The organism is Halomonas sp. A3H3 (assembly GCF_000982975.1).
Classification (GTDB): domain Bacteria; phylum Pseudomonadota; class Gammaproteobacteria; order Pseudomonadales; family Halomonadaceae; genus Vreelandella; species Vreelandella titanicae.
The window spans coordinates 3,841,452-3,864,300 of the sequence record NZ_HG423343.1; the positions used below are offsets into that span (position 1 = coordinate 3,841,452).

43 protein-coding genes are annotated in these 22,849 nt (G+C 56.6%); 23 read left to right on the top strand and 20 right to left on the bottom strand.

The features are described 5' to 3' along the window. A partial coding sequence (locus HALA3H3_RS17210) for a tyrosine-type recombinase/integrase (RefSeq protein WP_158414249.1) occupies window positions 1–803 on the top strand: 803 nt, incomplete at its 5' end. On the opposite strand, the gene HALA3H3_RS26280 is transcribed toward HALA3H3_RS17210, so the two are convergent. The 16 genes from HALA3H3_RS26280 to HALA3H3_RS17285 form a co-directional block, all read right to left on the bottom strand. Next, window positions 754–957, bottom strand: coding sequence for a helix-turn-helix transcriptional regulator (locus HALA3H3_RS26280; protein ID WP_022522810.1), 204 nt, complete (start codon window positions 955–957; stop codon window positions 754–756). The genes HALA3H3_RS17210 and HALA3H3_RS26280 overlap by 50 nt on opposite strands. A 4-nt stretch (window positions 958–961) precedes the next feature. Further along, window positions 962–1,477: a hypothetical protein gene (locus HALA3H3_RS17215; protein ID WP_022522811.1), complete on the bottom strand. Its 516-nt coding sequence runs from the start codon at window positions 1,475–1,477 to the stop codon at window positions 962–964. Then, on the bottom strand, window positions 1,477–1,728 hold the full coding sequence (locus tag HALA3H3_RS17220; RefSeq protein WP_022522812.1) for a hypothetical protein: 252 nt from the start codon (window positions 1,726–1,728) through the stop codon (window positions 1,477–1,479). Before HALA3H3_RS17220 ends, HALA3H3_RS17215 begins: the two co-directional genes overlap by 1 nt. Then, window positions 1,728–2,246 carry a hypothetical protein gene (locus tag HALA3H3_RS17225; protein WP_022522813.1) on the bottom strand — a complete coding sequence of 173 codons (519 nt, stop codon included), beginning with the start codon at window positions 2,244–2,246 and terminating at the stop codon, window positions 1,728–1,730. The genes HALA3H3_RS17220 and HALA3H3_RS17225 overlap by 1 nt, the downstream gene beginning before the upstream one ends. Further along, a complete protein-coding gene (locus tag HALA3H3_RS17230) occupies window positions 2,246–3,814 on the bottom strand; it encodes a DNA cytosine methyltransferase (protein WP_022522814.1) in 1,569 nt (522 codons plus the stop codon). Before HALA3H3_RS17230 ends, HALA3H3_RS17225 begins: the two co-directional genes overlap by 1 nt. Beyond that, the gene (locus HALA3H3_RS17235) at window positions 3,811–4,107 is read right to left on the bottom strand and encodes a hypothetical protein (protein WP_053857023.1); all 297 of its coding nucleotides are present in this window, start codon (window positions 4,105–4,107) and stop codon (window positions 3,811–3,813) included. Before HALA3H3_RS17235 ends, HALA3H3_RS17230 begins: the two co-directional genes overlap by 4 nt. After that, the gene (locus HALA3H3_RS26935; protein WP_022522815.1) at window positions 4,104–4,340 is read right to left on the bottom strand and encodes a hypothetical protein; all 237 of its coding nucleotides are present in this window, start codon (window positions 4,338–4,340) and stop codon (window positions 4,104–4,106) included. The genes HALA3H3_RS17235 and HALA3H3_RS26935 overlap by 4 nt, the downstream gene beginning before the upstream one ends. After that, complete coding sequence (locus HALA3H3_RS17245) at window positions 4,333–4,632, bottom strand: hypothetical protein (protein ID WP_022522816.1); 300 nt, start codon at window positions 4,630–4,632, stop codon at window positions 4,333–4,335. The genes HALA3H3_RS26935 and HALA3H3_RS17245 overlap by 8 nt, the downstream gene beginning before the upstream one ends. Beyond that, a complete protein-coding gene (locus HALA3H3_RS17250; RefSeq protein ID WP_022522817.1) occupies window positions 4,625–5,557 on the bottom strand; it encodes a recombination-associated protein RdgC in 933 nt (310 codons plus the stop codon). The genes HALA3H3_RS17245 and HALA3H3_RS17250 overlap by 8 nt, the downstream gene beginning before the upstream one ends. Window position 5,558: 1 nt before the next feature. After that, complete coding sequence (locus tag HALA3H3_RS17255) at window positions 5,559–5,855, bottom strand: hypothetical protein (protein WP_022522819.1); 297 nt, start codon at window positions 5,853–5,855, stop codon at window positions 5,559–5,561. A gap of 95 nt (window positions 5,856–5,950) precedes the next feature. Then, a complete protein-coding gene (locus HALA3H3_RS17260) occupies window positions 5,951–6,202 on the bottom strand; it encodes a hypothetical protein (protein ID WP_022522820.1) in 252 nt (83 codons plus the stop codon). Window positions 6,203–6,211: 9 nt separating this feature from the next. Further along, a complete protein-coding gene (locus HALA3H3_RS17265) occupies window positions 6,212–6,493 on the bottom strand; it encodes a hypothetical protein (RefSeq protein WP_022522821.1) in 282 nt (93 codons plus the stop codon). Next, window positions 6,490–6,786, bottom strand: coding sequence for a hypothetical protein (locus tag HALA3H3_RS17270; RefSeq protein WP_022522822.1), 297 nt, complete (start codon window positions 6,784–6,786; stop codon window positions 6,490–6,492). Before HALA3H3_RS17270 ends, HALA3H3_RS17265 begins: the two co-directional genes overlap by 4 nt. Continuing rightward, window positions 6,783–7,061, bottom strand: coding sequence for a hypothetical protein (locus HALA3H3_RS17275; RefSeq protein WP_022522823.1), 279 nt, complete (start codon window positions 7,059–7,061; stop codon window positions 6,783–6,785). The genes HALA3H3_RS17270 and HALA3H3_RS17275 overlap by 4 nt, the downstream gene beginning before the upstream one ends. Next, window positions 7,058–7,444, bottom strand: coding sequence for a LuxR C-terminal-related transcriptional regulator (locus HALA3H3_RS17280; protein ID WP_022522824.1), 387 nt, complete (start codon window positions 7,442–7,444; stop codon window positions 7,058–7,060). The genes HALA3H3_RS17275 and HALA3H3_RS17280 overlap by 4 nt, the downstream gene beginning before the upstream one ends. Window positions 7,445–7,584: 140 nt before the next feature. Further along, entirely contained in the window at window positions 7,585–8,277 is a 693-nt protein-coding gene (locus tag HALA3H3_RS17285) for a LexA family protein (protein ID WP_022522825.1), read from the bottom strand. Between the two features lie 95 nt (window positions 8,278–8,372). On the opposite strand from HALA3H3_RS17285, the gene HALA3H3_RS17290 reads away from it, so the two are divergent. The 11 genes from HALA3H3_RS17290 to HALA3H3_RS17335 all read left to right on the top strand — a co-directional run bounded on the left by HALA3H3_RS17290 (window position 8,373) and on the right by HALA3H3_RS17335 (window position 12,983). Next, the gene (locus HALA3H3_RS17290) at window positions 8,373–8,615 is read left to right on the top strand and encodes a helix-turn-helix domain-containing protein (RefSeq protein ID WP_022522826.1); all 243 of its coding nucleotides are present in this window, start codon (window positions 8,373–8,375) and stop codon (window positions 8,613–8,615) included. Between the two features lie 82 nt (window positions 8,616–8,697). Further along, a complete protein-coding gene (locus HALA3H3_RS17295; RefSeq protein ID WP_053857024.1) occupies window positions 8,698–8,955 on the top strand; it encodes a hypothetical protein in 258 nt (85 codons plus the stop codon). Then, complete coding sequence (locus tag HALA3H3_RS17300; RefSeq protein ID WP_022522828.1) at window positions 8,952–9,908, top strand: helix-turn-helix domain-containing protein; 957 nt, start codon at window positions 8,952–8,954, stop codon at window positions 9,906–9,908. Before HALA3H3_RS17295 ends, HALA3H3_RS17300 begins: the two co-directional genes overlap by 4 nt. 31 nt (window positions 9,909–9,939) lie before the next feature. Next, on the top strand, window positions 9,940–10,542 hold the full coding sequence (locus HALA3H3_RS26940; RefSeq protein WP_053857025.1) for a replication protein P: 603 nt from the start codon (window positions 9,940–9,942) through the stop codon (window positions 10,540–10,542). Window positions 10,543–10,544: 2 nt separating this feature from the next. Beyond that, on the top strand, window positions 10,545–10,865 hold the full coding sequence (locus HALA3H3_RS17310; protein WP_022522830.1) for a MarR family winged helix-turn-helix transcriptional regulator: 321 nt from the start codon (window positions 10,545–10,547) through the stop codon (window positions 10,863–10,865). Beyond that, entirely contained in the window at window positions 10,862–11,272 is a 411-nt protein-coding gene (locus tag HALA3H3_RS17315) for an HNH endonuclease (protein WP_022522831.1), read from the top strand. The genes HALA3H3_RS17310 and HALA3H3_RS17315 overlap by 4 nt, the downstream gene beginning before the upstream one ends. Then, window positions 11,272–11,559: a hypothetical protein gene (locus HALA3H3_RS17320; RefSeq protein ID WP_022522832.1), complete on the top strand. Its 288-nt coding sequence runs from the start codon at window positions 11,272–11,274 to the stop codon at window positions 11,557–11,559. Before HALA3H3_RS17315 ends, HALA3H3_RS17320 begins: the two co-directional genes overlap by 1 nt. Continuing rightward, complete coding sequence (locus tag HALA3H3_RS17325) at window positions 11,546–11,902, top strand: hypothetical protein (protein WP_022522833.1); 357 nt, start codon at window positions 11,546–11,548, stop codon at window positions 11,900–11,902. Before HALA3H3_RS17320 ends, HALA3H3_RS17325 begins: the two co-directional genes overlap by 14 nt. 139 nt (window positions 11,903–12,041) lie before the next feature. Beyond that, window positions 12,042–12,176: a hypothetical protein gene (locus tag HALA3H3_RS27665; RefSeq protein ID WP_258955951.1), complete on the top strand. Its 135-nt coding sequence runs from the start codon at window positions 12,042–12,044 to the stop codon at window positions 12,174–12,176. Next, window positions 12,163–12,477: a hypothetical protein gene (locus HALA3H3_RS17330; RefSeq protein WP_053857026.1), complete on the top strand. Its 315-nt coding sequence runs from the start codon at window positions 12,163–12,165 to the stop codon at window positions 12,475–12,477. The genes HALA3H3_RS27665 and HALA3H3_RS17330 overlap by 14 nt, the downstream gene beginning before the upstream one ends. Further along, window positions 12,474–12,983: a VRR-NUC domain-containing protein gene (locus HALA3H3_RS17335; RefSeq protein ID WP_022522836.1), complete on the top strand. Its 510-nt coding sequence runs from the start codon at window positions 12,474–12,476 to the stop codon at window positions 12,981–12,983. The genes HALA3H3_RS17330 and HALA3H3_RS17335 overlap by 4 nt, the downstream gene beginning before the upstream one ends. Window positions 12,984–12,985: 2 nt before the next feature. On the opposite strand, the gene HALA3H3_RS17340 is transcribed toward HALA3H3_RS17335, so the two are convergent. Further along, on the bottom strand, window positions 12,986–13,405 hold the full coding sequence (locus HALA3H3_RS17340; RefSeq protein ID WP_022522837.1) for a type II toxin-antitoxin system HicB family antitoxin: 420 nt from the start codon (window positions 13,403–13,405) through the stop codon (window positions 12,986–12,988). 66 nt (window positions 13,406–13,471) lie between these two features. Then, window positions 13,472–13,654 carry a type II toxin-antitoxin system HicA family toxin gene (locus tag HALA3H3_RS17345; protein WP_053857027.1) on the bottom strand — a complete coding sequence of 61 codons (183 nt, stop codon included), beginning with the start codon at window positions 13,652–13,654 and terminating at the stop codon, window positions 13,472–13,474. Window positions 13,655–13,776: 122 nt separating this feature from the next. On the opposite strand from HALA3H3_RS17345, the gene HALA3H3_RS17350 reads away from it, so the two are divergent. After that, window positions 13,777–14,391, top strand: coding sequence for a hypothetical protein (locus HALA3H3_RS17350; protein WP_022522839.1), 615 nt, complete (start codon window positions 13,777–13,779; stop codon window positions 14,389–14,391). A gap of 19 nt (window positions 14,392–14,410) precedes the next feature. Here the strand turns inward: HALA3H3_RS17350 and HALA3H3_RS17355 are convergent, their stop codons facing one another. Together HALA3H3_RS17355 and HALA3H3_RS17360 are read right to left on the bottom strand one after the other, a co-directional pair. Next, complete coding sequence (locus HALA3H3_RS17355) at window positions 14,411–15,343, bottom strand: hypothetical protein (protein ID WP_022522840.1); 933 nt, start codon at window positions 15,341–15,343, stop codon at window positions 14,411–14,413. 16 nt (window positions 15,344–15,359) lie between these two features. Further along, window positions 15,360–15,551, bottom strand: a complete 192-nt coding sequence (locus HALA3H3_RS17360; protein ID WP_053857028.1) for a hypothetical protein — start codon at window positions 15,549–15,551, stop codon at window positions 15,360–15,362. Between the two features lie 542 nt (window positions 15,552–16,093). Between HALA3H3_RS17360 and HALA3H3_RS17365 the strand changes: the two genes are divergently transcribed. From HALA3H3_RS17365 to HALA3H3_RS17415, 10 genes are all read left to right on the top strand, one after another. Further along, the gene (locus HALA3H3_RS17365; RefSeq protein ID WP_022522841.1) at window positions 16,094–16,600 is read left to right on the top strand and encodes an N-acetylmuramoyl-L-alanine amidase; all 507 of its coding nucleotides are present in this window, start codon (window positions 16,094–16,096) and stop codon (window positions 16,598–16,600) included. Next, window positions 16,597–16,923: a hypothetical protein gene (locus tag HALA3H3_RS17370; protein ID WP_022522842.1), complete on the top strand. Its 327-nt coding sequence runs from the start codon at window positions 16,597–16,599 to the stop codon at window positions 16,921–16,923. Before HALA3H3_RS17365 ends, HALA3H3_RS17370 begins: the two co-directional genes overlap by 4 nt. Continuing rightward, the gene (locus HALA3H3_RS17375) at window positions 16,920–17,132 is read left to right on the top strand and encodes a DUF7940 domain-containing protein (protein WP_022522843.1); all 213 of its coding nucleotides are present in this window, start codon (window positions 16,920–16,922) and stop codon (window positions 17,130–17,132) included. The genes HALA3H3_RS17370 and HALA3H3_RS17375 overlap by 4 nt, the downstream gene beginning before the upstream one ends. Then, the gene (locus HALA3H3_RS17380; protein WP_022522844.1) at window positions 17,129–17,545 is read left to right on the top strand and encodes a hypothetical protein; all 417 of its coding nucleotides are present in this window, start codon (window positions 17,129–17,131) and stop codon (window positions 17,543–17,545) included. Before HALA3H3_RS17375 ends, HALA3H3_RS17380 begins: the two co-directional genes overlap by 4 nt. A gap of 274 nt (window positions 17,546–17,819) precedes the next feature. Further along, window positions 17,820–18,149, top strand: a complete 330-nt coding sequence (locus HALA3H3_RS17390; protein ID WP_238326092.1) for an HNH endonuclease — start codon at window positions 17,820–17,822, stop codon at window positions 18,147–18,149. Window positions 18,150–18,261: 112 nt separating this feature from the next. After that, window positions 18,262–18,732, top strand: coding sequence for a phage terminase small subunit P27 family (locus tag HALA3H3_RS17395; protein WP_022522846.1), 471 nt, complete (start codon window positions 18,262–18,264; stop codon window positions 18,730–18,732). Between the two features lie 6 nt (window positions 18,733–18,738). After that, on the top strand, window positions 18,739–20,454 hold the full coding sequence (locus HALA3H3_RS17400; RefSeq protein WP_022522847.1) for a terminase large subunit: 1,716 nt from the start codon (window positions 18,739–18,741) through the stop codon (window positions 20,452–20,454). Beyond that, window positions 20,448–20,645 (top strand): hypothetical protein, encoded by a 198-nt coding sequence (locus HALA3H3_RS17405; protein WP_022522848.1) that lies wholly within the window; start codon window positions 20,448–20,450, stop codon window positions 20,643–20,645. Before HALA3H3_RS17400 ends, HALA3H3_RS17405 begins: the two co-directional genes overlap by 7 nt. Beyond that, window positions 20,645–21,922, top strand: a complete 1,278-nt coding sequence (locus HALA3H3_RS17410) for a phage portal protein (RefSeq protein WP_022522849.1) — start codon at window positions 20,645–20,647, stop codon at window positions 21,920–21,922. The genes HALA3H3_RS17405 and HALA3H3_RS17410 overlap by 1 nt, the downstream gene beginning before the upstream one ends. Beyond that, window positions 21,910–22,848, top strand: a complete 939-nt coding sequence (locus HALA3H3_RS17415) for a S49 family peptidase (RefSeq protein ID WP_022522850.1) — start codon at window positions 21,910–21,912, stop codon at window positions 22,846–22,848. The genes HALA3H3_RS17410 and HALA3H3_RS17415 overlap by 13 nt, the downstream gene beginning before the upstream one ends. The last annotated feature ends 1 nt before the right edge of the window (window position 22,849 follow it).

Below are 22,849 nucleotides of genomic sequence, written 5' to 3' on the forward strand. Positions count from 1 at the left end.
AAAACATCCGCCAGGTTACGCCCGCCGATGTTTTGCGGCTGGTTCAAAAGGTCGAGGCCCGCGGAGCGCCATCGATCGCTATGTTGGTACGCCAATGGATTGCTCAGATATACCGCTACGCCGCTAGCACACTACGTGCTGACCACGACCCAGCCGCACCTATTGAGGGAGCGGTGCAGCGCCCACCGGTACAGCACAGCAAGTCACTAGCTGCCGAAGATCTCGCCACGCTCGCTAATCAGATCGACACTAAAGGTGGCTGGCGAATCAACGCCATAGCTATGCATGTGCTGATGCGCACAATGCTACGTACAGGAGAGCTAAGGCAGGGCCGTTGGGAGGAGGTCGACTTCATGCGCGCTGAATGGCGCATTCCTGGCGAGCGTATGAAAATGCGGCGCCCTCACGTTGTTCCGCTATCAACACAGGTGGTGGAACTGCTTCAGGAGCTTCACAGCTATACCGGCCACATGCCCTTGATGTTTCCATCATACCGGCACCCGGCTAAGCCGATGAGCAACACGACGATCAATAAAGCATTAGAGCGTATGGGCTGGCAGGGCAAGTTCAGCGGTCACGGCTTCCGATCGACAGCCTCTACGTTGTTGAATGAACATGGCTGGCGCGGTGACTTGATTGAAAAGCAGCTGGCGCACATGCCAGGTGACAAAGTGCGCGCTGCTTACAACCATGCTGACTATCTAAAAGAACGGCGGGAGATGCTGCAGTGGTATAGCGATTATATCGAGGCCATCATGCAAGGCGCAGCCGCGCCTCTGGTGCCTGCTCGTATGCGTGCATAATCCACTCATCCACGTCAGACTCCAGCCACCGCACACCGCCTGTGGCCAGCTTACGCCCTGGCGGGAATTCCCCTTCACGTATCATCGCGTACAGTTTGCTTTCGCTGTAGCCGACACGCTCGCTCACTGCCTTCATCGATAGTAGTTTTGCCATGTCATCAGTCTCCCGTATGCCGCTGGCCGTGCGGGCCGTGGCCTTTGCCTCTACGCCATTCCTGTTCCTGGCGGGCGGTGCTTTCGTCTATCGCGTGCTGGCGCTGCTGCTCGATGAGCGCTTGCACCGCTGGGTTTTGAGCGATGCGCCGAAGGCTGCGCAGTTCATGTTCTTGGCGCGTGATGATCGTGGTGGCCACCGTGGCGAGTTCCCACATTTCCTTTGGGGCTTCGCCCGTTTCCAACACTTTGCCCAGGCCGTAGCAGCCACCGCAGGGCATTTCCTTGTTGTTCTTGATGTGGTCGAATCCAGTGCCCATGCAGACGGTGCAATCATCCGGGGCGATCTCCCGCCAGTTCTGCACCCAGTCAGCTTGGGTAGTAGCGCTTTGAATGCCGTCTATTAAGTCGAGGAAGATGACCAGCCACTGGCCTTCAAGCGGGCCGGTGCCCTGGTGCTGGGCTATCTCGTGAAACTTCCCGCCGGCTTCTCTATGAGTGTGGGTGGGTTGCTGGGTCATCAGAAAGGCCCCATGATCGTTGCCGGAAATGCGCCTCGACCCTTTTCACACTGCGTCCACCAGGATTCGTAACCATCCCGGGGCGTCTTGCGCATATAGACGTGGTGCACCTCTTCAATGCTTGGCCAGTCATCCTTAGGGTCGCCAGAGCGTGCCCCGTATGCCTCAACAAACTTTTGAGGATCTACATGGCCTTTGGTCGCGACCGTGATGCTGCCGCCGTTTTCCAGTTCATTGATTTCAATGCTCATCAGGCACCCCCGTCGGCTTGCTGGCGAAGTTCATCTGATAATTCCATAAGCTCGTTGTAATACTCATCGCCATTGCCTGGGTATTCACGCGTTCCCGTTGTGGGGTCTGTTGAGCCGTGCTCTTCGTCGTAAGCATTAGCTTTCTGCTCTATGATCCGCGCGGCTTTTCTCATTCCTTCCGACTGATTTAGAAGGTCGCGGTGCAAACAACTGGCTTCCGGAGTTGATGAAGTAGCATCCATCACATCGCTAAAGGCGCTTTCCGTGACTTCGCTTGGTTTCCATGCTGGATCGCTGTCATGAACCAGACCAAAAGTAAGTGCATCGGCCGCTTTGGTTAGTCGCTTAACATGTGCCGTCAATGCATCACGCTCACCTTTCAGCTTGCGGATAGCCGCGATGATCTCAAGTGACCCGTTCAGCTGTTCCTCTGGTGACACGCCTACTTCATTCCCAATATTCACTAGGCATTGGAGAAGGCCATTTACTACCACGCTGTCTTTATCAGTGCCGTACATTACGCGACCTCGCTTAGCGGCATGAACCGCTGTTCGTGTGTGAAGTTGGCTTCTACAATTGCCCGGGCAAGGGGTGGACATACGCTGTTACCGATCAGCCGGACTTGTTTGTGCTTGGCTAGCGGCTTGCCGTCGATGTGGGCGAACTGGTAGTGCTTAGGGAAGCCGGTAGCCTTAGAAAGCTCATGCGGCTGAAGCATGCGCATGCCAATGTCTACGACTATGTATGTCTCGCCATCGATAGTGACGGTGACCAACTGGAAGCGGTCTTTAGTAGTGATCGTAGGCGCAGGCTGGCGCAGGTCGCGGCCAGTCTCGCCGGAACCACTGCCGTAGTAGGGCGCCAGGAATGCCGCCGTTAGGTAGGCGTGTGTGGTGCTGGCGCAAATGGTGTTGAGCGGTGACCGTGCATCGATAGCGCTGCGGTGGCTTCCTTTCATATTGATCATGAAGGCGCTGACCACTGCGTTATGGTCTGTGGTGGTGACCGTTGGTAGTGGGTCGCGCAGATCGGCACCGACGACGCCGGTGTAGTGCTTGGCGAGGAACGCCGATACCAAGGCGAAGTGCCCGCCTTTCACCTGGGCGCACTGCGTGCGTAGCGGTTCATCGGCAGGCATGTTGCGCTGGCTGCTGGCGTTCGCGCACTCGGTAACGAACGGTGTCACCAGAGCATAGCCAGGTGAGGTGGTGATCGTTTGCAGCGGCTGCAGCAGCGACTGACCACGGAAGGGCGTGTAATAGTCTGCCGTGTGGTTCAGCTTCACGATAAACGGCTGCTGGTGGTTCACGACATAGCGCATCACGCCCTTGGCGATCCGGTTTAGCGTGGCAGTGGCCAGCGGCTTTTTACGGTCGAAAATCGAGGGGCAGGGCAGCGACCAATCAATACATTCAGCGGCGCTGCGCCACGCCTTGAGCTTGCCACGCTGGACGGCGGGCGTTTTCGGGTCGGCGTGCGTTGGCTTCGGCCAGGTGATCGGCAGGCCGTCACGGCGAGCGATAAGAAACAGCCGCTTACGGATGGTTGGCGCGCCATAGTCGCAGGCGCGCAGCAGTCGCCAGTCTACCTGGTAGCCATGGCGCTTTAAGCAGCTCACGAATCCACGGAAGGTCTGGCCCTTGCGTGCGGGGTCAGGGCGCACCTTCCCGTCTGCACCTTTAATCAATGGGCCCCAGTCTTGAAACTCCTCGACGTTCTCCAGAACGATCACCCGCGGCTTTACTTTCGCCGCCCAGCGAGCGGCTACCCACGCCAGCCCGCGCACGCTTTTTGATACAGGGCGCCCGCCTTTGGCCTTGCTGTGGTGGCGGCAGTCAGGGCTAAACCATGCCAGCCCAACGGGCATGCCGTTAGTGGCTTGCTCGGGGTCTACGTCCCATACGTCCGCGACTGAATGCTCGCTGCCTGGGTGGTTGGCGGTGTGCACGGCGATTGCGGTGGCGTCGTGGTTAATTGCGAGATCAACGGAGCGGCCTAGCGCCTGCTCGATGCCTTCACTTGCGCCACCCCCGCCAGCGAAATTATCAACGACGAGCTCATGGCCGAAGAGGTTTAGGTTGCTCATATCGCCATGCCCTCCTGAATCGCTACCCGTGGCTCTGGCCGATTGATAACGTCAAAGCACTCAATGTGTGGATCTGGCGCGTGGGCGTTGCAAATCTGGGTAGCAAACACCTGCACACCATGGCGATCGCACCGGCCGTAAGGCGTGCGGCTTGGCTTTTGTTGTAACGACGAACGCTGCTGAAACGGGCAGTGCTTGTCTTCATCAAAGCCAAGGTGCTGGTATTGCAGGCAGCTCACGCAGGCTTTGGGCGAATACATGAAGGGCTCTGTGCTTGGGCGTTGGTTGCTCACTGGCAGCCCTCCTTGTACTTATCCAGCGCGACATTAGCCTCTGCCCACTTTTGGTGGGCGTGCAGCTGGCGCTTGCTGTCGATTGCCTCCAGCTTGGCTACCAGGGCATTGCTTAGGCGTAGCTGCTCAACGATCTGCAGCATGCTAGGCCAGGTGAGGGTGACGCCGCCATCGTTCTGGCGTTGGCGGCATAGCTCCAGGAGCTTTTCGGGGTCGATGGATGGGTTAGGCATGCTGCTCACCTCCGATCATTTTCCCGGCGTCGGCAATATGGTTCAGCGGGCGCGCTAGCGGTGAGCGTTTGGCCTGCTCGATGTAGCTAGCACGGGCCTCTTGCTCTTGGCGTTCGCGAACGGCGTCGCTGACGCTGCCGCGCTTTTGGTGGGCAATGAGATCCATGCCTCGCTTGCCCGCGAGGTGGCGGCTGTAAACGGTGCCCTTGGGCAGCTGGTAGCGCTGAGCAAGCCTGTTTAGCTCGATCTGCTCGCCCGTGTGTGGGTCGGTTGTCATGATGGGGTCATGCATTGCTGGTTGGCTCCCGCTGAGTCTCGCCGCCCAGCCATTCCACTAGCCGCTCCACATTGGTGCGCAAACTGCCCGCCATTAGGATGAAGTCGGTTTCAAAGCGGGCTAGAGCGTCGTCGCCATCGTCTGTGTGGTCGGCTTCCTCGATGAGGGCATCACCAAAGCGAATCGACTTAAGCGCTAGATCGTCATGCAGGATGAAGGAAAGCTGCCCCTCGATACTCAGCGCTAGCTTGCTGGCTTGGCGCCCGCTTTCGAGCAGCTGCTGCATTTCGTCGCTGTCGAGATCCACCTGGCGTGCGCGTACCACGCCGTCATCGCCTTTCGCTTTCAGCTCTACGTTGTCGCCTAGCTGGAGATCGGCAGGGCGGCTGGCTGCATCGTCTACCCATGTGGTCATGGCGCGGATGGGCAGCGTTTGCGTGGATAGCGGTGTGACCTTTAGGCTGCCCAGCGTTTCACGCAGCAGGTCGAGTACGTCCTCAGCGCGTGCGCGGCTGCTGGTGTTGACGCCGATCAGCTGGCGCTCGGTGTCCCACCAAAGGTCTATCTTCTGGCTGCGCACGAAAGCGCGAGGGAGCAAGTTCTCGGTGACCTGTTCTTTGAGTGCCGTTTTCTCTTTGCGTGTGACCTTGCGGCCCTCGCTGGCTTCGATCTCGGCTACTTGCTCGTCGACTTCCTCTTTCACGACTGAGGCGGGAAGCAGGCGCTCTTGGCGTAGGGCGCTTATCAAGCGGTGGCCTTGGATCTCATGAATCAACTGCCCGCCACCCAGGCGACCCGCTGGCGCTGCCCAGCCAATACGGCGGGCGTCGGCATTGCCCAGGGGCTTGGCGGCGTAGCACGCCATTTGCTCGGCTATCTGTTCGGCACTGACTTCAACGACAGCATGCAGGCGGTAGAGGGTTAGGTTTTTGAACCACATGTTAGGCGTCCTCTTCTGCGTCGCAGGCTTCCTCAACCTTGATCGGGAATTCGCCCATCAAGTGCAGGGCAATTTGCAGGCCCGTTAAAAAGCCCTTGTGTAGATCGCTACCCGCTTCAAACTGGCTTTCTTCACCCAGGCGAATACCCTTATCCTTCATGGCAATGATGCCTTCGATCTGGTCGCGCACTTGCTGGTGGTATTCCTGGGCACGGAGTACGACGCGCATCATTTCTTCATCGCCAGTGGCCTGCGTTGCTGGCTTAAACATTTCTGCAAACTGCTCGTTAGCTGACATTTATTTGTCTCCTTGCTTGTTCTGGTCAGAGCCCTTAGCTGGCGCTGGCTGTTTGAAAATTCGGTCGAATGCGGCTTGGTCAATCATGTGATTCCCTAGATGATTCGGCCTAAAGCGGCGTAAATGAGGCGATCAACTAGCTCTAAAGCGCGTTCGTCGTTGCCGTTCCTGCGCGCTTCAAACAGTGCATCTGCTAGCTCTGCCGTGCCTTTCCCGCTTACAGGGTCATACCCTTCAACAAGTCCTACGCCTGAGGCGTTGCTACCACGGCTTTTCAGCTCATCAAGAAGGTCTTCGGTGTCGAAATCATCGAGATCAACTTCTACATCAACGTTTACGGTGGCCATGTGTGGCTCCTAATGCTGAACAATCTGGTAGTTGGATTGCGGCAGCGCTGGCCCTGCTGGGCGCATACCCGGGCAACTGTCTGCTGCAATGCCCTTGTAGTCGGGCTGGCCGGTGCGTAGCTCTAGCGGCACGCCGCGGGCTTCTTCGGCTGCCCATACCGCCGCATCGGTGCAGTAGGTGGTCAGCCAGTCGGCTTGCTCTCGTGCTTCGCCCTGGTCAAGCTGGCCCATCACGAGCAGCGCGATAACCAGGGCTCCCGCCCATACGAATTTGGTGGCTTGTGTGCTCATGCGGCTAGCTCCTGTGCGGCTAATGCGGGATTGGCGTGTAGGTTGATGCGCTGTTCTACGTGAGCACCCCACAGCACATTGCGCAGCGCGTTACGGGCGGCTAGCTCGGTGGGGAGCGGCACGGCCATGCGGACGATGATCTTGGTGCCTTCCTTGCCGATGAAGGCGGGCAGGTAGCCGCCACCCAGGACGGTCTCGGCATAAATCACGGTGCCGTGCAGGGTGTAGCCGTCTTGCATGGCGAACAGGCGCCAGTGATTGATGACGAACTTGAGGCTGATGACGTGGTTCATTGGGCACCGCCTTGCCAACGCCAATGGCCGCGAAGGCGTGCAAGCAAGCTCTCCACGTTATTCAGCGCTGTTTCGGGCATTGCTAACGGGGGCAGAGAGGCAGAGGCAAAGCGAGGCTCACAGCCGTCCCGTTCTTCTGTGACTGAAACGCCGCCCGGGAAAATGCGCATCTCGACGTGACGGCCCTGGATGAGGTTCATGTCCATCACGATGTTGGCCACTTCGTGCACTTGATTGCGCACTAGCTGCTTGAGGGTTTTCTCGTGAATACTCATGCGTAAAGGCTCCCATTCAGGCGCTGACTGATCCGCGCGGTGACGCTGCTATGGGTGCGGGTACGGGTTGGCTGGCGGTGGCGCATCGCGTCCATGTCGGGGTTGATGCCGCTGATCAGCAGGGCGACGAGCAGCGGGGCGATCCATCCGCGTTTCATGGCCTCGGCTACGGCGCCAGCGGCTTTGTAAACGCCCAGCTTGTGATAGCCCTTTTCGATGCTGCCGCGCACGGTCTTGGGTGAGCGTCCGGTGGCCTTGGCAATCTCTTTGTAGGTGTTGCCTGCGGCCAGCAGCATCATGTCCATGGCTTCAGTACGGGTGAAGCCGAGACTGCCGCGCACAGGATTGATCTTTGCCTGCCAATTACCGTTTGTGATTTGCATTGTTTTGCCCTTGCTCGTGTTCTGTTAAGAACCATTTAAGTACCTTTATGGTACATAGTCAAGGGTGGGAGTGTTCTTTTTAGGTACATTGCAAACACAAAAAAACCGCCTGTCTAGGCGGCGCTTGATTCCTGAGAGGTTTAGAGGCTCATTTGCATCTTAACGGCAACGCCGATAATCCTACAGTTTCCGTTGCAGTGTATGAGCGGGTAGGCAGGATTGAGGGCCTTAAGGTATTTCTGCCCGCTTTCTTCAATTAGTTTTTTAAACGTGGCTTCGTTGCTTTCGTCCAGCTGGGCCACCACTAGCTTACCCGGCGCTGCTTCGATGCCTGTATCAACTAGCACCAGAGAGCCCTCTGGAATGCTTGGTTTTACTCCCGCTGGCGCTGTCATTGAGTCACCTTTTACCTCTAACCAAAATGCTTGGCCTTTGGCTTTATAGTCGGTTGTCTCATGACGATCTTCCATGCCTGATGGGTAGGGCACTACGCTTTCAGCGAACTGTCCCGCCTGGATTGCAGACACGACAGGATAGCGGAAATAGCGGATAGGCTGCGCAACTGGCGCAGTGTTTGAGTGATAAGCGCCAGCATCCTCGCTAATGCCGTTGCTGTGATCGTAATCTAACCAGCCTGAAGGCTTTCCGAAGCACGATTCAATATGGCGCGCCATCTTGCTACCAATGCCCTTGGTAGGGTTTGCGCCCATTATTCTACTCATTTGCGTGGGCTCACGATCTACCCTCGCAGCAAATTGCGTGGTTCCGCCTGCTTGTTTTGCAAGCTCACGGGCGTTTTCAAGACGTATTTGAGCGATTTCTTTCATGTCCATATTGAACGCTAACTGTACTCTATAGGTACAGTCCCTTTACGGTACATAAGAAGCGAGCTACTATGTACCAAATTGGTACTTAAGAGGGCGCAGTAATGGGCCAAAGCTCGAAACAAGAAAGCTCGAACCGTAGCTATTGGAAGTCTCTATCTGTTTCTCAGCGTGAATCTATCGCGTTGAGCGCTGGAACCACTGCCGAGTATCTACGCCAAGTTCTGGTGTATGAGCGCCAACCTAGTGCCGATATGGCTAAGCGTTTAGAGGAGGCGACTGGTGGTGCACTTACTCGCCGCACTCTACGCCCTGATCTGTTCGCTGATATGCAGGTGGCGCCGTAATGATTCCAGTATATGCATTCACGCTAAACAGCACCGCCAGCGCTGTGGCTCTGTTTGTGCGTACAGTGTTTTGGGGGTGGGTATGAGCGAGCTAATCCCGCTGTTAGCCAGCAATGTCATGGGAATAGCAACAGGTTATCTAATTGGGCGATTAGCCAATCCTAAGTCCGCTGCCGCTGTTCCTGTGATTGAGCCTGCTTTGGTGGCGCCCTATGTATTGTTTCCACCCAACACTCCTCAACGCGAGGCTGTGGTGTGGCTGCGCTGGCTGGCGGATGCCTTAGAAGCCAAGCAGCGCCAGAAAGATGCAGATATACGAGCTGACAGGGGTGCATCATGAGTCTGCACGCAATGCACTGGGCGCGTCAGTCGCTCAAGTCCTTCCCTGATTCCGTCAAAGCCCCTGCAAGGCTGGCGCTGATGCTGCTGGCTGACTACGCCGATGAGCAGCACGCCAGTTGGCCGTCCATCAATACCATGTCGCTTGAAATGGGCTGCTCGGTGCGCAGTGTGCAGCGCGCTATCGACCTGCTTGAAAAGCATGGCTTGGTGATGGTCGAAAGCCGCCAAGCGAAGAACGGTAGGCAGATGAGCAACCGCTATTTTCTGGCGGTCGATGGCCTTTTTGTAGGGTGTCAATCTGACACCCCCTCTATATCTGGCAATTCAGAGGAGGGTGACAATCTGACACCCACCGAGGGTGACAATTTGACAGGGGAGGGTGACACCGGTGACAGGGGGAGGGTGACACCGGTGACACCCCTTGACTCTACCAATAGGACTCTAACCCCCTCTCTCTCTGGCGGGCGTGAAGATCACGAGCCGCCAGGACGAACGGCACCCCCGCCGAACGTTTTCGAGCAAGCCGCCCAGCAAGCCGACGACGGCGAACCCGCTGCCGACGATCTGACCCAGCCCCGCAAAACTGCCATGCACCTGGACTGGGAACCAGAACCGGAAACCTATGCCGCTTCCTGCTGGCAGCGAGGGCTGGCGCCGGATGCCAACGTACACGCCGCGCTGCTCGACTTCCGCGAACACTTCGCCGCCCAGCCAGGGCGAACCAATACCCACGCCGATTGGACACGCCGATTCGTGCGCTGGGTATTTGAGAACCAACAACGCCAACAAACCGCCGTAGCCACTGCCGGAGGCCACCATGCAAACCGCCGCAACAGCACTCCAAAACGCCGTCTCACCGCTCAGGAAGCGCGAGCAGCCCACGAAGGCAGAGCGCCAGAGCCGCCAGGGCGAACGTTCGACGGCGAATGGGCCAGTACTGACCGCCACTGACATCGACAACCTGTTCAACGCCATGGGTGAGATGTTCGCGAGCAAGTTTGTCAGCCAGTGGGGCGCATTCGATGAAACCGGTGCGTGGTGGGCAGAGCTGCAGCAAGTCCAGCCTGCGCAGTTGGCGTTAGGCCTGCGCCGTGTGCGCCAGCAGGTTCAGGACGCAGCTCGAGCCAATGACGAGGCATGGCCACCGACGCCAATCGCCTTTGCCGCGATGTGCCAGCCAAAACCGGAAGACCTGGGGCTGCCCAGTGAAGCCGAGGCATGGCGCGAAGTCACCGCAAACGCTCACCAGCCTGGGCGGCATCGCTGGAGCCATGAAGCCGTACGCATGGCAGGGCAAGCTGTTGGCTGGTGGGATCTGACCCACGGCGGGGGCGAAAGCCGCACCGACCGCATGGAGCGCCGTTTCCGGAAAGAGTACGCCGCTCTGGTTAACCGTGTAATGGCAGGCGAGCAGCTGCAGGCTCGCACGTTGATTGGCCATGACAGCCAGTTGAACCGCGCTGAACGGGCAGAACGCGCCAGCCGCGAAGCCGCCCAGCAGCGCGCCGAGGCGGCGGGCATGCCTCACCGGATGAATTCAGAGCAAGGGATGCGCTGCCTACGCGCCGCCCTGGGAGGACGTTAACCATGAATACTGCATTCCAGCCGAGCGGCAATGAAGTTAAGCAAGCCGCATTCAGCGATCACCGCCGTTCAGGCAAGCTTAGCGCCTCGCGTGGGCTGGTGACTGCCTCGCTGGTGAGCAAAGGCCCCATGACCCGCAACCAGCTAGCCGATGCGACCGGCTTACCGCTAGCCAGCATTTGCGGCCGCTGCCGTGAGCTGCTCGACCTGAAATACATCGAGGTGGCGGGCATGAGTGCCGACTCCCCAGCGCGCCAGGTGTTGGGGCTGACTGAAAGCGGCAAGGCGCTGGCGGTGGAAGCGGCTAAGGGGGTGGTGTCGTGAAGCGATTAACAAAAGCTGAGCGCGCTGTGCTCTTCGGCATGTTCGACGGCTGCTGCGCTTACTGCGGCGAAGAGTTAGGCCAGCGCTGGCATGCCGACCACGTCAAGGCTGTGCTTCGGCGTCATGAGTTATACCGGGATGGATCGCCTGGATATAAGACGCGCCTAGTGGGTGCAGATAGGCCCGAAAACCACGCTATTGATAATTTTATGCCCGCTTGCGCGCCCTGCAATCTCTCCAAAGCGACATACACACTAGAGCAATGGCGCGATGTGCTGGCTGGCTACGTTGGTGCGCTGGATCGTAACGCGCCCACGTACCGCATGGCTAAGAAACATGGGTTGATCGTGGAGACCGATATTCGCGTGGAATTCCACTTTGAAAAGCTTGCTAGGGAGGCTGCGTAATGGCGACTAGGAGTATCGAGCCGGGGTGTCTGGCCTACGTGACCTATTCCATCCGCAAGCCTGAGCTTGCTTGGACTCAATGCCGGGTCATTGATCGCTGCCCACCAGGGGAGCCGACGCTGGAAGGCGAGCGAACGCTGCTTGGTGAATGGGATTGTGAGCATCCTGATGTGCCGGGGATTGCTGTTTTCCATGAAAAGCAGCTTGTGCGCATCGACGGCGGCGACCCTGAGGCGGGTGAGGTTGAATGCCAGGATCTGGAGGTAGATTCCCATGCCCACGCTTAAGCCCATCGACCATCAAAATATCGTACTGCGCCTGCTGGGAATGTCATCCAGCAGCCCGGCTCACCTCACGGCGCTGGCGCATTCCTACAAACTGCCGGTATCGCTGCATGAGATCCGCGTTGCGTGTGATGCCTTAGTAGAACAGGAGTTTGTCGAGCGTGCCCCAGGCTACGCCTACAGGCTGACGGCGTTTGGCACTGTTGAACTGCCTGCTGTGCCGTTGATTGAGAGTTATTACACGATGCCGCGCCAACGCACAGAACCAAAGGTGGGCGATTCAGTTTGGCGGGCCGCTGAGCAGGCAGGAAAACAGCTCCCTGGGGCTGGGTGGGCTGAATCATGACCCGCCAGGCCTGCACACAGCCCAAATGCCCACAGTGCCACTACCGCAAGGCAGCTAGCGAGTTTCGCGACCCCGCGACTGGCGAAGCATTGCCCGCATGCAAGCACTGCATGCGTATTGCACAGCGGGGAGGTCAGCGATGGACGGCATGACATGGTTTTTAATCGGCATGCTGAGCGGCGTGTTTATTACGGTCGCTTGCTCGGCCATCGCCTTCTCTAAAGCGGTCAATGACCTTAATGAGCAGGGAGAGCAATTTGATGACTGGCAATGATCAAAAGGGCGGCCAGCAGGCACGCCGCGCCGCAATGCTTTGCCAGAACCCTCGCTTCTGGCTCTACCTAGACCAGCGCTGGCGATACAACAACGCGCTTGAACATCGGGAATTTCCGGACGGCACCTTTAAAGCCGCTGGCGCTACCCGGTGGCTGCGCAAGGCGTGTGGCATCCAGAGCCGTGCCGAGCTAGACCACAACGACAATGCGCGGGCCATGCTGGATAAGGTAATGGCTGATTACAGCAAATGGGAGCGCCAGCAGCGTTTGAATGAGCGGATCTCAGGGGGTGTGGTGTGAGCTTACGTATGCAGACGCCACGCCGCCCCCGCAAGCTGAAAGCGGACGGCACGCCCAGAGCAAGGCCCGTTGATTGGGAAGGCCAAGAGCAGGCAGTGCTAATCCGCTGGCTGTTGGGCGAGAAGAAACGCGGGGAGCCGGTAGGGCAGCTGTACGACGCTATTTATCACGTTCCCAACGGTGGCCAGCGCAGCAAGAGCACCGGTGCGGCAATGAAGCGCCAGGGCGTTAAAAGTGGTGTGAGTGACCTAGTGATCATGGATGCCCGCGGGGGGTGGCACGGGCTTTACATGGAATTTAAGGCATCGCCCCCGCATACCGCGCCCCTGGCCGATAGCCAGCATGATTGGCTGGTGAAGGCAGAGGAGCGCGGTTATTGCGCGGTGCTGGCGGTAGGGCTTGAAGAAGCCAAGCATGTGCTCGAGGAGTATGCGCGAATGGGGCCTTCTTATAGCCACTACACAAAAGCACCTCTTGGCGGTACCGAGTGGAGAAACCCCCGCTGATGTTATGCCGCGACAACCTCAATCTCCAGATGATGGCCCATAGCGTCCATGGCCGCTTCGAGTTGCGCCAGCTTGGATTTGTGGTTTACGTCCAACATGCGGTCAACCTGAACGGGCGCGACGTTCATAGCCCGGGCCAAGTCTGCTTTTCGCCAGCCCTTATCCAGCATCGCTTCGGAAAGCAGCACTTTGATAACGGTCGAGGCTGGAACCGCTACCAGGTGCTCTCCATCCTGAGCTTCGCTAGGGCGTGGCACGCGACGGCGCTCGTCGATGTAGATGCCAAGTGTGGTTTCCAGCAGCTCAACGGCGTTAACCAGTGTGGAGCGCTCGTCTTCGTCAGCGGCAACAAACTCGGGCAGGTCGCGGGAGGTTGCCATAAAGCCGACGGTATCGGGTTCGAGTTTGATGGGGTATCGCATGGGTATCTCCTAATCGTTATCAATGTTTCAGGAATCATGACGTTCGAGTGTCTGCAAGTTGGGGCCTCACTTGAGGCCCAGTTGCTTGATGATGGTTTTCCTGACCCCTTCACCTATTTCTTTAGCTCCGTGGAAGGGGAGTGGAACCGTTTTGCCGTTGTAGGTCGCTTTCATACTGTGGCGTCCTTTGCCTTTGCTGACCTCGACTCCCATTTTCTTCAACCATCTGACGAACTCGTTGTATGTCATGACTCCTCCTTTGCTTTGATGAGTCAATAATACAACACATCTGTTTATTATGCAACATAAGTGTTGTTATTTTGAGGGGGAAAGTAGTGATGGCCATAGCGTTACGGAAAGAGGAAAGCGCGATGCGTGATGTTTTAGAGCGGATGCCTATGAGCCGGTTGCGTGAAGTGGCGAAAAAGTCGAATGCTGACCACCATCCGGAGGCGCCCCGGGTGTTTGTCAACCGCGTGCTGGACATGGAGGTGGAAAGGCGCACGTGGTACGCCCATGAAAACCCTGGATTTCAGCCGTTCAGCTCAACAGCAAAGATAGGAGAGCATCCGGGTGGCGGTACTGCTGCCGCTGATCCGTTGGTGATTGCTTATGATCGCGGCATTCGCGTGCACGCTGCTCATGACGAAGCCCGCCAGTTTCTTGAGTACGCTCGCCTCACACCGCGCGACCTGCTGGCGGCATTGATTCAGGCGGCCAAGACGGATCGCCGTGTGTCTGGCCCTTGGGGTAAAAACTACGACCAGATAGCGGCTGATTGTGGCACGTATGCGCAGCGCCTGGGATTTTCCCCTGGCATGATGAGCGGTAAGACACTTGTGTGTTACGACATGATCCAGCATGAGTCAGGCTGGCGCGAATTAGTGGAAACTAAGCATGTGGTGCCGTTGTTTAAGAATGGCCAAGCGCTAAAGGACGCGGCGAAGCAGGCGAGGGTGCAGCTACTGTTGTTAAGTAAGCTGTAACGCGTTATTTCTCGATGAGTTAGCCATCTTTAGAAGAGGTGGCTAGCATAATATTTTGCCTTACAGGCTTAGGTAGATAAATGTCATGCCCGCACGCACAAACCTTTCTTCTAAAAAATGCTTCAAACATACCTAAATCGAATCTTCTTAAAATTCTTATTTTTTTTGTGTAAATCAATATTGCTATATCACTAGGTGAGTCATAAGTACCTACGTCGGCTTCACTTTCAATCGTAGGAAGTAATGTGTCGGAATAGTCAGTTGTGATGTGTAACTGCTGAAAGTCTTTGCATAGAGAGCCACTCATAATTGGAACCATAGTTATAGTCCGCTCACCATGCGGTTGTGTTGGGTCTGGTAGTTCAAGAATAAAACCTATGAAGACCTTCCCATTATCATCACAAGTCATGATTGCACCATCTTCATCAAGCATTACGTCTAATAACAGTTCGTCAACTGGGTTACCTGCTAGGCTTGCTCGCTCAACCCACTGTGCGTATTTCCAGCCAGTATATTGCAACGTAAGCCACAAGGCTTCCGCAACCTTGATTAGAAAGTTTGCAAATTTATTACTGAATCGTTTTTCGAGTTGCCTGTCTAGCCAAGTAGAATTGAGTATGAATCTAGACCAATATACTGGTAGTTGGAGCAACGTAAGGAAGAAAACTGATAGACTTATTGCAAGTAGGGCAGCTCTTGTAAGCTGATCTATATCTTCTTTAAATGCATTGGGTACAAAGTTCAGAGTGTAATTGAACAGAAAGTAGTCGCTAAGCTTATTCTGCAGAAAGTAAGATATAATAAAAAATATTAGGCCACATACGGCACTTTTAAGGTAGAGATGTTGCCCGTTCGATCTCGCTATTCTACCTTTAGTTAGCGTGTAATTAGAAATAAAAATGTAGCCAGCAATAAGTATTAGAATTAAAAGTAAGAACCTACTGCTAGCCACTTAATACACCTATTTTTTATGTGTAATCAAAGTTCTCAATCTTAGTTCGATTGATTTTTCCTACAACATTTGTAACTTTGCGAGAAGACATGAAGCCCTTTGATGTAACAGATGCCACACCAGCGCCTCTTACATTGACGGCAGTAACCATTCCTTGTTTCTTCTGGTCTCGGAAGGATAGGAGCTTAGCTTTTAGTTTATTTGTCATTTTATTTGCCTCCGTTTATCCACAGCTTTTCAACAGACTTATTAACAAGAAGAATGTATATTATAGTAAATCTTCTCTTTTTATGTAAGTTATCTTTTCATTAAATCTAGGTTGGTAGTGAAGGCATTGCAAGCTAGCATACGATTAAACGTAGCTGCGTACATCATGTGGTATTGGAACATGTTGAGTTGTCTACATGTTGACACTGGCTCCACGGTTGATCTACTATGTATCTAGGCTGGCGCTCAATGACGCTAGCCACCACACATTGAAGCCCTGCTGGTCACCCAGCGGGGCTTTTGCGTTCTGCGCAGGTGTCGGGAGTCGGGTAGTGCCGAGCTGGTGATGGCAAGCCAGTGACCGTTAATAAACCAATGATGCTTGGGTTACACGTATTCGCACTCACTGAGCGAAGCCCATCGACACGGATCCATCGGCTGACAGTGCAGCGCCGGAAGCGTAACCGGCACTCTTTCTCTTGCGTTGCCATCTGGTAATGCCTTGCCCCTCCGTGTTGGGGCCTTTCTATTCCTGAGGTGCTAATGCGTTATCTCACCATTCACTGTGCGGCCACCACGGCCAGCATGGACATTGGCGTGGATGAGATTCGCCAATGGCACTTGGCGCGCGGTTGGCGTGACGTGGGTTACCACTATGTTATCCGTCGTGATGGCACGCTTGAGCACGGTCGACCCGAAAGCCAAACAGGTGCCCATGTCGGCGGCTACAACACCGGCAACATCGGTGTATGCATGGCGGGCGGCGTGAAGGATGACGGCGTTACGCCGGAAGATAACTTCACGGCGGCTCAGTGGAACGCGCTTGACGCATTGCTTACCGAGCTACACGAGCGCTATCCCAAGGCGCTCATCATGGGCCACAACGGTTTCCCTGGACATGAGTCTCGCGGTTGCCCTTGCTTTGATTGGCGGAATTATCGCGATGGCCTTCACGATATGTGGGCCGATACGCCTGAAGAGTGGGATGGTCATTGGATAGACCAGATAGATGCGCAGGTTAAGGCCTCGCAGGAGGCATCGTGGCAATGACTGAGGTTCCAAGCAGAGATACCCAGCTAGATCGCATCGAGGCCAGTATCACGCAGGTGCTGGATCGCTTAACGCGTATGGAGGAGCGCCAGAATAACCACGCTGGTCAGATCGAGGGGCAAGCGGCCCAGATTGCCGAGCTGTCTGCACGTATGCGTGAGGTTGAGCTAAACCATGCGGTAGCGGCCACGATGAGCTCTCAGCAGGGAAAAACGCTGCTAGGCCGCTGGGCTATCGTTGGCGCGACCATGTTGGTGCTGTTAGGTGCGGCGGGTTCGTTCGTTGGCAATGTATTGATCCAGCATTTCAGGGGGTGGTCGTGAAACTAACCGACGATGCTAAGCATTGGCACCAGTTCTGGAGTGTTCGGCTTTCCTTCGCCGCTGCCTTGCTCGCCGCGCTAGAAGCGACCTTGCCGCTATGGCAGGGCGTGATACCTGCCGGTGCATTCGCTGCTGCATCCACTGCCGTGGCAATGATGGCTGCAGGCGCCCGCGCGCTTAAACAGTCCATCAAGGGGCGCGACCTGTGATTGCGTCGCTAAAGGCTAAAGCCCTTGGCCTGGTAGTTGGCGGCCTAGCCTTGGTCAGCGCCTACTTATATTGGCAGCACATCACCACCCAGCGAGACGCCTACCAAGCCGAAGCCGAGCGCCAGCGCAGCCGCGCCGAGATACTGCAAGAGCACCAGCAGTGGCAGCGCCAGCAGATCGAGACGTTGAACACCGCCATGGCTGAGCGTGATCGGAAGTTAAGCGCTATCGCAGAAGACATAAGCGCCAGCACAGCCGCGCTTGATCAACTGGGAGAACAGAATGCTGAGATCCGCGCGTGGCTTGATCGGGATCTGCCTGTTGGCATTGGTGACTGGGTGCGCGAGCTCCAACGTCCAGCCGATGGAGATGCAGTGCTACGGCCCGACAGTACCCGAACGCCTCACCAGTGAGCTACCCGCACCAGCGCTGATCCTTCAGAGCCAAAAGGGCTTGCTGCTGTTGCTCGCTGAGTATGAAGCGATGCGCCGCCGGTTTAATGCAGATCGGGCGGCGGTGGTCGAGATACTGACTAACGATGCAGGGGATGAGTGATGCCACTACCCAACAACCGCGCCTTCTGGCTGTTAGCTGCCGCTGTTGCGCAGGTCGCCCGGTTCTTCCGTTGGCTTAAGAAACTCCTTTCAGCTAATGCCTAGCTCGCCGCCACGCCCATGCCGGGCGCCAATGTGCGCAGGCAAAACTACGCATAAGCACGGCTACTGCGACAAGCACGCCGACCAAGCCGTCACCTGGAAGAAGTCACCCAGAGCTAAGCAGGATCGCGGCGGCAGGCCATGGCGGCGTATACGTGAGCGCATCCTTCAACGTGATAAAGGCCTGTGCCAGCCGTGTCTGCACCTAGGTATTTACACCCCAGCCGTTGAGGTTGACCACATCGTCAATATCGCCGAGGGCGGCACTGACAACGACGACAACTTGCAGGCGATATGCGGGCCGTGTCACAAGGCCAAGACGCAGGCAGAGGCGCGCCGGGGGCGTGGCGCGGACGCCTGAGGGGGAGGGGGGGATCAAATCTCTACAGCCCTGCGTCAGCGGACACCGACGCCACCATTAAATTTTTATACCCGCGAAATTAAAAAATCAGGTCGGCGCGAGGAATTAGCAAATGAGACAAGGTCGCAAACCTAAACCGAGCCACCTGAAAGCGGTGCAAGGCAACCCTGGAAAGCGTGGTGTGAACCACGATGAACCCGAAGGTGAAGAGCTCACTGAAGTGCCGCTTCCGCCGGATTGGCTTGATCCGATCGGCATCCAGATGTGGGAGAAAATTGGCCCTTGGCTAGTGAGCTCCAAGATCCTTACCGGATCTGACCTTGCCAACCTGGAAGCCTACTGCGCAGCTTATGCCCGCTGGCGTAAAGCAGAAGAGAACATCGCTATAAAAGGCATCACGGTGCAGGGCATGAACTCGGAAGTGAAAAACCCAGCCTGCACTGTGGCGAATGAATCCCTTAAGCAGCTCGTGACGTTTGGCAGCGCCTTAGGCTTGGATCCTTCCAGCCGTTCGCGCCTCGCAATACCTGGCGCGAAAGAAGCCGGCAACCCCTTCAAAGACCTGATAGGCAAAAAGCGATGAAGCTCCATGGCCAGTTACCCGAACGTCAACGCCGCGAACAAGTACGCTCGGGACGTAGTGGCCAAAAAGATTCCCGCGTGCAAGGAGGTGCGGCAGGCCTGCCAGCGCCATCTGGACGATCTCAAGGCGCAGAAGTCCCGGTCATATCCGTACCGGTTCGATAAGGACGAAGCCGAGCGCTGTTGCGACTTCATTCAACTACTGCCTCACACTAAGGGCAGGTGGGCGCGTGAGAAACGGCTCATTACCTTGGAGCCGTGGCAGCTGTTTATCGTTGCCTGCATTTTTGGGTGGCTCAAAAAGAAAACCGGACTACGCCGCTTTTCAGAGGCCTACATTGAAGTAGAGCGTAAGAACGGTAAATCAGTGTTGGCGGCTGCAATTGCCAACCTGTTGTTTTGCGCTGATGGCGAGTACGGCGCAGAAGTCTACTGTGGCGCGACCACAGAGAAGCAAGCATGGGAAGTGTTCCGGCCTGCACGCTTGATGCTAATGAAGTCACCCGAGCTGGTCAGTGCGGCTGGCATCGAGATCATGGCCAAGAACATCTCGATACCAGAGGATGGTTCGCGGTTAGAGCCATTGATTGGCGACCCGGGCGACGGCTCCTCGCCAAGTGGTTCGATAGTCGATGAGTTCCACGAGCACGATAAGCCCAACTTGTACGACACCATGGCCACCGGCATGGGGTCACGTGATCAAGGGTTGATGTTCATCATCACCACCGCGGGCTTCAACCTAGCCGGGCCTTGTTATGACAAGCGCCGTCAGGCGCAGCAAATGCTTGATAAATCGCTGCCGAATGATGAGCTGTTCGCCGTTATTTATACCATTGATGCCGGCGACGATTGGAAAGACCCCGCGATACTGCGCAAGGCTAACCCGAACTTCGGTATCTCGGTTGGTGAAGAGTTTCTACTCAAGGCCCAGCGCGACGCCGTTCGCTACCCAAGCCGACAAAACAGCTTCCTCACTAAGCACCTGAATGTCTGGGTGAGTGCGCGCACTGCGTGGCTCAACATGGCCAGTTGGCACGCGCTCGGTGATGAGTCGTTAAACATAGAAGACTTCATCGGCAAGGCCTGCTGGTTAGGCGTGGATCTCGCCAGTAAGACCGACATCGCGAGCATCGCGCTGCTATTCCGTGACGAAGTGCCCGATAAGAAAGGGCGCATGAAAACCCGCTGGACGGTGTTCGTTCGTAACTACCTACCGGAAGGCGCCGTGGAGCGGGCCAGTAACAACAAGGCGGCTTATGAAACCTGGGTGAATAGCGGTGACCTGATTATCACCGATGGCGAAGAGCTCGACTTCGATGTGATCCGCGATGACATCAAAGACCTGGCGGGCTTATTCGAGATCACCGAAATTGCCTACGACCCTTGGCGCGCCACCCAGCTTGCCCACCAGTTAATGGCAGACGGTGCCAGCATCGTCGAGTACCGCAACACCGTTCAAAACATGAGCCCCGCCATGCGGGAAATGGAAGCCGCCATCACAGGCGGGCGCTTCCGGCATGCCAAGGATCCGGTGCTCACCTGGATGGCCAGCAATGTGGTCGCCAAGGCAGATGCTAAAGACAACATCTACCCACGCAAAGAAAAGCTCGACAACAAGATCGACGGCATCATCGCCATCTTGATGGCGCTCGGTCGCGCCGTGCTCACCGAAAACGACGAGCCGGAAGAATCCATTTACGACACCTCGGACGTTACATGCTGATCAATCTCCTAACCTTCACAGTCGGCCTGCTGGGTGTCGGGCTCGTCGCGTTTGGCGCGTGGCTGGTACTGCCCGCCGCGGGCTATATCGTCGCGGGCAGCTTCTGCCTGTTCTGGTCGTGGCTGGCTTCCAAAGCAGCTGCCCAGGCTAACCAGCCGCCATCGGTCACCAAAAACGAAGAGGATAGCTAATGTTCTGGCCTAGCCTCTTCAATTCTCCCGCCACAGGCAGCCCCCAGAAAAGCCAGAATTGGACGGGCAATTGGGTGAGCTCTAACACCAGCCGCCAAAGCGCCGCCGGCACCATGGTGAACACTGAAACCGCCCTGGGAGTCAGCGCGCTACGCGGCTGCGTCACGCTGCTAGCTGAGTCGCTGGCGCAGTTGCCCTGTGAGCTCTACCGCCGCGACGACAAAGGCGGGCGTGAGCGTGCGACCGATCACCCGCTGTATGACGTGATCCATAGCCAGCCCAACCGAAAAGACACCACGTTCGAGTATTACGAACAGGGCATGGGCCACCTGGCACTGGAAGGAAACGAATACTCGCTGATCGAGCGTGATGGCGCTGGCTTCCCAACAGAGCTAATCCCCGTCCACCCCAAGAAGGTTGGGGTGCTAAAAGGGCCGGATGGCCTGCCGTATTATCAGCTGCTGGATTACAAAAACCAGATATTGCCGATGCGCTCAGTGCATCACGTTAAAGCGTTCTCGCTAGATGGCTATGTAGGACTTTCACCCATCGCTACCAACGCCGACACCATCGGCTTAACCATGGCTACAGAGCAACACGCGTCAGCAGTGTTTCAGCGTGGCGCTACGATGGCCGGTGTGATTGAGCGCCCCAAAGAATCGGCAGCGATTAAAGACCAAGCCTCGGTCGATCGGCTCCTGAGTAAATTTACCGAGCGCCACGGCGGAGGGCTACGCAACGCGTTCTCAGTGGCATTGCTGCAAGAGGGCATGCAGTACAAACAGCTAGCGATGGACAACGAAAAGGCCCAGCTACTGGAGTCTCGTAACTTCGGGGTGGTGGAAGTGTGCCGGCTATATCGCGTCGCGCCCAACATGATCCAGCACCTGGACAAAGCCACGTTCAACAACATCGAGCACCTTGGCCTGCAGTTCGTCATCTACACGCTGATGCCGTGGATCAAGCGCAAAGAGGCCGCGATGATGCGCGACCTGCTCATCCCCAGCGAGCGCAAAAATCTTTACATCGAATTCAACGTATCCGGCCTGCTGCGCGGAGACCAGAAGTCACGCTTTGAAGCCTACGCAATTGCCCGCCAGTGGGGTTGGTTGAGTGTTAACGATATTCGCCGCTTGGAAAACATGCCGCCTATCAAGGGCGGCGATCGCTACCTGAGCCCCATGAACATGGTGGATTCACAGCAGATGCAGAACTCGCTCAACGCCACGCCCCAACAAATGCAAGAGATCGAGGGAATACTCGCATGCACGCAATGATCAACTACCCGCACATCGCGTCCATGGTGTTTAACACACCGCTGTACGCTACCCCAACGCTCGTGCAAGCCGTGCGCAACGTGTTGGAGCCTCGCTTGCTAGGGCGCGCTAACGACCTGCCGCAAAGCCTGGGAATGGAGTCGGGCAGCGGGGAAGACCGCGAAATGCAGCGCCTTCAGGTCTCTGGTCGTATTGCGGTTATTCCCGTGCACGGTGTACTGGTGGCGCGACGTGGTCACATCAACGCGGCGTGTGAAGAGATCCTGTCGTATGAGCGCTTGCGCAGCCAAATCACCGCCGCGTTAAAGCATGAAATGGTCGAAGAGATCGTGCTCGACTTCCACACCGGTGGTGGCCACGCCATGGGTTGTAAAGAGCTCGCCGATTTTATCCGTGCCAGTACGGCCATCAAGCCCATCACGGCGTTGGTCAACTTCGCCGCCTACTCAGCGGGCTACTACTTGGCGTCGGCCTGTTCTCGCATTGTCGCCAGCCCCACCGCGGGCGTGGGCTCCATCGGCGTGATTATCGAGACCTACGAAGTCAGCCGCTGGGAAGAAGAGATCGGTATTAAGTACAACACCTACTATCGCGGCGACCACAAGAACAACGCCTCCCCTCATGAGCCGATCACCGACCAAGCCGTGCAGGAGATTAACGGAATGTTGGATGTCGCCTATAGCGAATTCACAGAAGCCGTGGCCAGCTTCCGCGGGGTGGATGTGTCCGCCATCGTTGATACCCAAGCGCGGCTGTTCCGGCCAAAAGAAGCGCTTGCCCTAAAACTCATCGATGAGATCGCCCCCGCACAAGACGCCATCGACACCATCGCGCAGCGCTACACCAGCAACACCGGCACCACCCCACGAAATAACCGAAGCATTCGCGCCCAGGCGCGGGCGCTCGACACCAGTTGTCAGCTCTAGC

What these genes read in the sequence shown, in the direction of transcription:
- HALA3H3_RS17270 (WP_022522822.1), bottom strand. Translation starts at nt 6,786, where the DNA reads ATGAACCACGTCATCAGCCTCAAGTTCGTCATCAATCACTGGCGCCTG.
- HALA3H3_RS17345 (WP_053857027.1), bottom strand. Translation starts at nt 13,654, where the DNA reads ATGACATACAACGAGTTCGTCAGATGGTTGAAGAAAATGGGAGTCGAG.
- HALA3H3_RS17300 (WP_022522828.1), top strand. Translation starts at nt 8,952, where the DNA reads ATGAGTCTGCACGCAATGCACTGGGCGCGTCAGTCGCTCAAGTCCTTC.
- HALA3H3_RS26280 (WP_022522810.1), bottom strand. Translation starts at nt 957, where the DNA reads ATGGCAAAACTACTATCGATGAAGGCAGTGAGCGAGCGTGTCGGCTAC.
- HALA3H3_RS17400 (WP_022522847.1), top strand. Translation starts at nt 18,739, where the DNA reads ATGGCCAGTTACCCGAACGTCAACGCCGCGAACAAGTACGCTCGGGAC.
- HALA3H3_RS17275 (WP_022522823.1), bottom strand. Translation starts at nt 7,061, where the DNA reads ATGAGTATTCACGAGAAAACCCTCAAGCAGCTAGTGCGCAATCAAGTG.
- HALA3H3_RS17350 (WP_022522839.1), top strand. Translation starts at nt 13,777, where the DNA reads ATGCGTGATGTTTTAGAGCGGATGCCTATGAGCCGGTTGCGTGAAGTG.
- HALA3H3_RS26935 (WP_022522815.1), bottom strand. Translation starts at nt 4,340, where the DNA reads ATGCCTAACCCATCCATCGACCCCGAAAAGCTCCTGGAGCTATGCCGC.
- HALA3H3_RS17290 (WP_022522826.1), top strand. Translation starts at nt 8,373, where the DNA reads ATGGGCCAAAGCTCGAAACAAGAAAGCTCGAACCGTAGCTATTGGAAG.
- HALA3H3_RS17295 (WP_053857024.1), top strand. Translation starts at nt 8,698, where the DNA reads ATGAGCGAGCTAATCCCGCTGTTAGCCAGCAATGTCATGGGAATAGCA.
- HALA3H3_RS17280 (WP_022522824.1), bottom strand. Translation starts at nt 7,444, where the DNA reads ATGCAAATCACAAACGGTAATTGGCAGGCAAAGATCAATCCTGTGCGC.
- HALA3H3_RS17395 (WP_022522846.1), top strand. Translation starts at nt 18,262, where the DNA reads ATGAGACAAGGTCGCAAACCTAAACCGAGCCACCTGAAAGCGGTGCAA.
- HALA3H3_RS17245 (WP_022522816.1), bottom strand. Translation starts at nt 4,632, where the DNA reads ATGCATGACCCCATCATGACAACCGACCCACACACGGGCGAGCAGATC.
- HALA3H3_RS17360 (WP_053857028.1), bottom strand. Translation starts at nt 15,551, where the DNA reads ATGACAAATAAACTAAAAGCTAAGCTCCTATCCTTCCGAGACCAGAAG.
- HALA3H3_RS17250 (WP_022522817.1), bottom strand. Translation starts at nt 5,557, where the DNA reads ATGTGGTTCAAAAACCTAACCCTCTACCGCCTGCATGCTGTCGTTGAA.
- HALA3H3_RS17410 (WP_022522849.1), top strand. Translation starts at nt 20,645, where the DNA reads ATGTTCTGGCCTAGCCTCTTCAATTCTCCCGCCACAGGCAGCCCCCAG.
- HALA3H3_RS17325 (WP_022522833.1), top strand. Translation starts at nt 11,546, where the DNA reads ATGCCCACGCTTAAGCCCATCGACCATCAAAATATCGTACTGCGCCTG.
- HALA3H3_RS17310 (WP_022522830.1), top strand. Translation starts at nt 10,545, where the DNA reads ATGAATACTGCATTCCAGCCGAGCGGCAATGAAGTTAAGCAAGCCGCA.
- HALA3H3_RS17230 (WP_022522814.1), bottom strand. Translation starts at nt 3,814, where the DNA reads ATGAGCAACCTAAACCTCTTCGGCCATGAGCTCGTCGTTGATAATTTC.
- HALA3H3_RS26940 (WP_053857025.1), top strand. Translation starts at nt 9,940, where the DNA reads ATGTTCGCGAGCAAGTTTGTCAGCCAGTGGGGCGCATTCGATGAAACC.
- HALA3H3_RS17330 (WP_053857026.1), top strand. Translation starts at nt 12,163, where the DNA reads ATGACTGGCAATGATCAAAAGGGCGGCCAGCAGGCACGCCGCGCCGCA.
- HALA3H3_RS17340 (WP_022522837.1), bottom strand. Translation starts at nt 13,405, where the DNA reads ATGCGATACCCCATCAAACTCGAACCCGATACCGTCGGCTTTATGGCA.
- HALA3H3_RS27665 (WP_258955951.1), top strand. Translation starts at nt 12,042, where the DNA reads ATGGACGGCATGACATGGTTTTTAATCGGCATGCTGAGCGGCGTGTTT.
- HALA3H3_RS17285 (WP_022522825.1), bottom strand. Translation starts at nt 8,277, where the DNA reads ATGGACATGAAAGAAATCGCTCAAATACGTCTTGAAAACGCCCGTGAG.
- HALA3H3_RS17260 (WP_022522820.1), bottom strand. Translation starts at nt 6,202, where the DNA reads ATGGCCACCGTAAACGTTGATGTAGAAGTTGATCTCGATGATTTCGAC.
- HALA3H3_RS17265 (WP_022522821.1), bottom strand. Translation starts at nt 6,493, where the DNA reads ATGAGCACACAAGCCACCAAATTCGTATGGGCGGGAGCCCTGGTTATC.
- HALA3H3_RS17405 (WP_022522848.1), top strand. Translation starts at nt 20,448, where the DNA reads ATGCTGATCAATCTCCTAACCTTCACAGTCGGCCTGCTGGGTGTCGGG.
- HALA3H3_RS17225 (WP_022522813.1), bottom strand. Translation starts at nt 2,246, where the DNA reads ATGTACGGCACTGATAAAGACAGCGTGGTAGTAAATGGCCTTCTCCAA.
- HALA3H3_RS17220 (WP_022522812.1), bottom strand. Translation starts at nt 1,728, where the DNA reads ATGAGCATTGAAATCAATGAACTGGAAAACGGCGGCAGCATCACGGTC.
- HALA3H3_RS17390 (WP_238326092.1), top strand. Translation starts at nt 17,820, where the DNA reads ATGTGCGCAGGCAAAACTACGCATAAGCACGGCTACTGCGACAAGCAC.
- HALA3H3_RS17255 (WP_022522819.1), bottom strand. Translation starts at nt 5,855, where the DNA reads ATGTCAGCTAACGAGCAGTTTGCAGAAATGTTTAAGCCAGCAACGCAG.
- HALA3H3_RS17215 (WP_022522811.1), bottom strand. Translation starts at nt 1,477, where the DNA reads ATGACCCAGCAACCCACCCACACTCATAGAGAAGCCGGCGGGAAGTTT.
- HALA3H3_RS17370 (WP_022522842.1), top strand. Translation starts at nt 16,597, where the DNA reads ATGACTGAGGTTCCAAGCAGAGATACCCAGCTAGATCGCATCGAGGCC.
- HALA3H3_RS17365 (WP_022522841.1), top strand. Translation starts at nt 16,094, where the DNA reads ATGCGTTATCTCACCATTCACTGTGCGGCCACCACGGCCAGCATGGAC.
- HALA3H3_RS17415 (WP_022522850.1), top strand. Translation starts at nt 21,910, where the DNA reads ATGCACGCAATGATCAACTACCCGCACATCGCGTCCATGGTGTTTAAC.
- HALA3H3_RS17320 (WP_022522832.1), top strand. Translation starts at nt 11,272, where the DNA reads ATGGCGACTAGGAGTATCGAGCCGGGGTGTCTGGCCTACGTGACCTAT.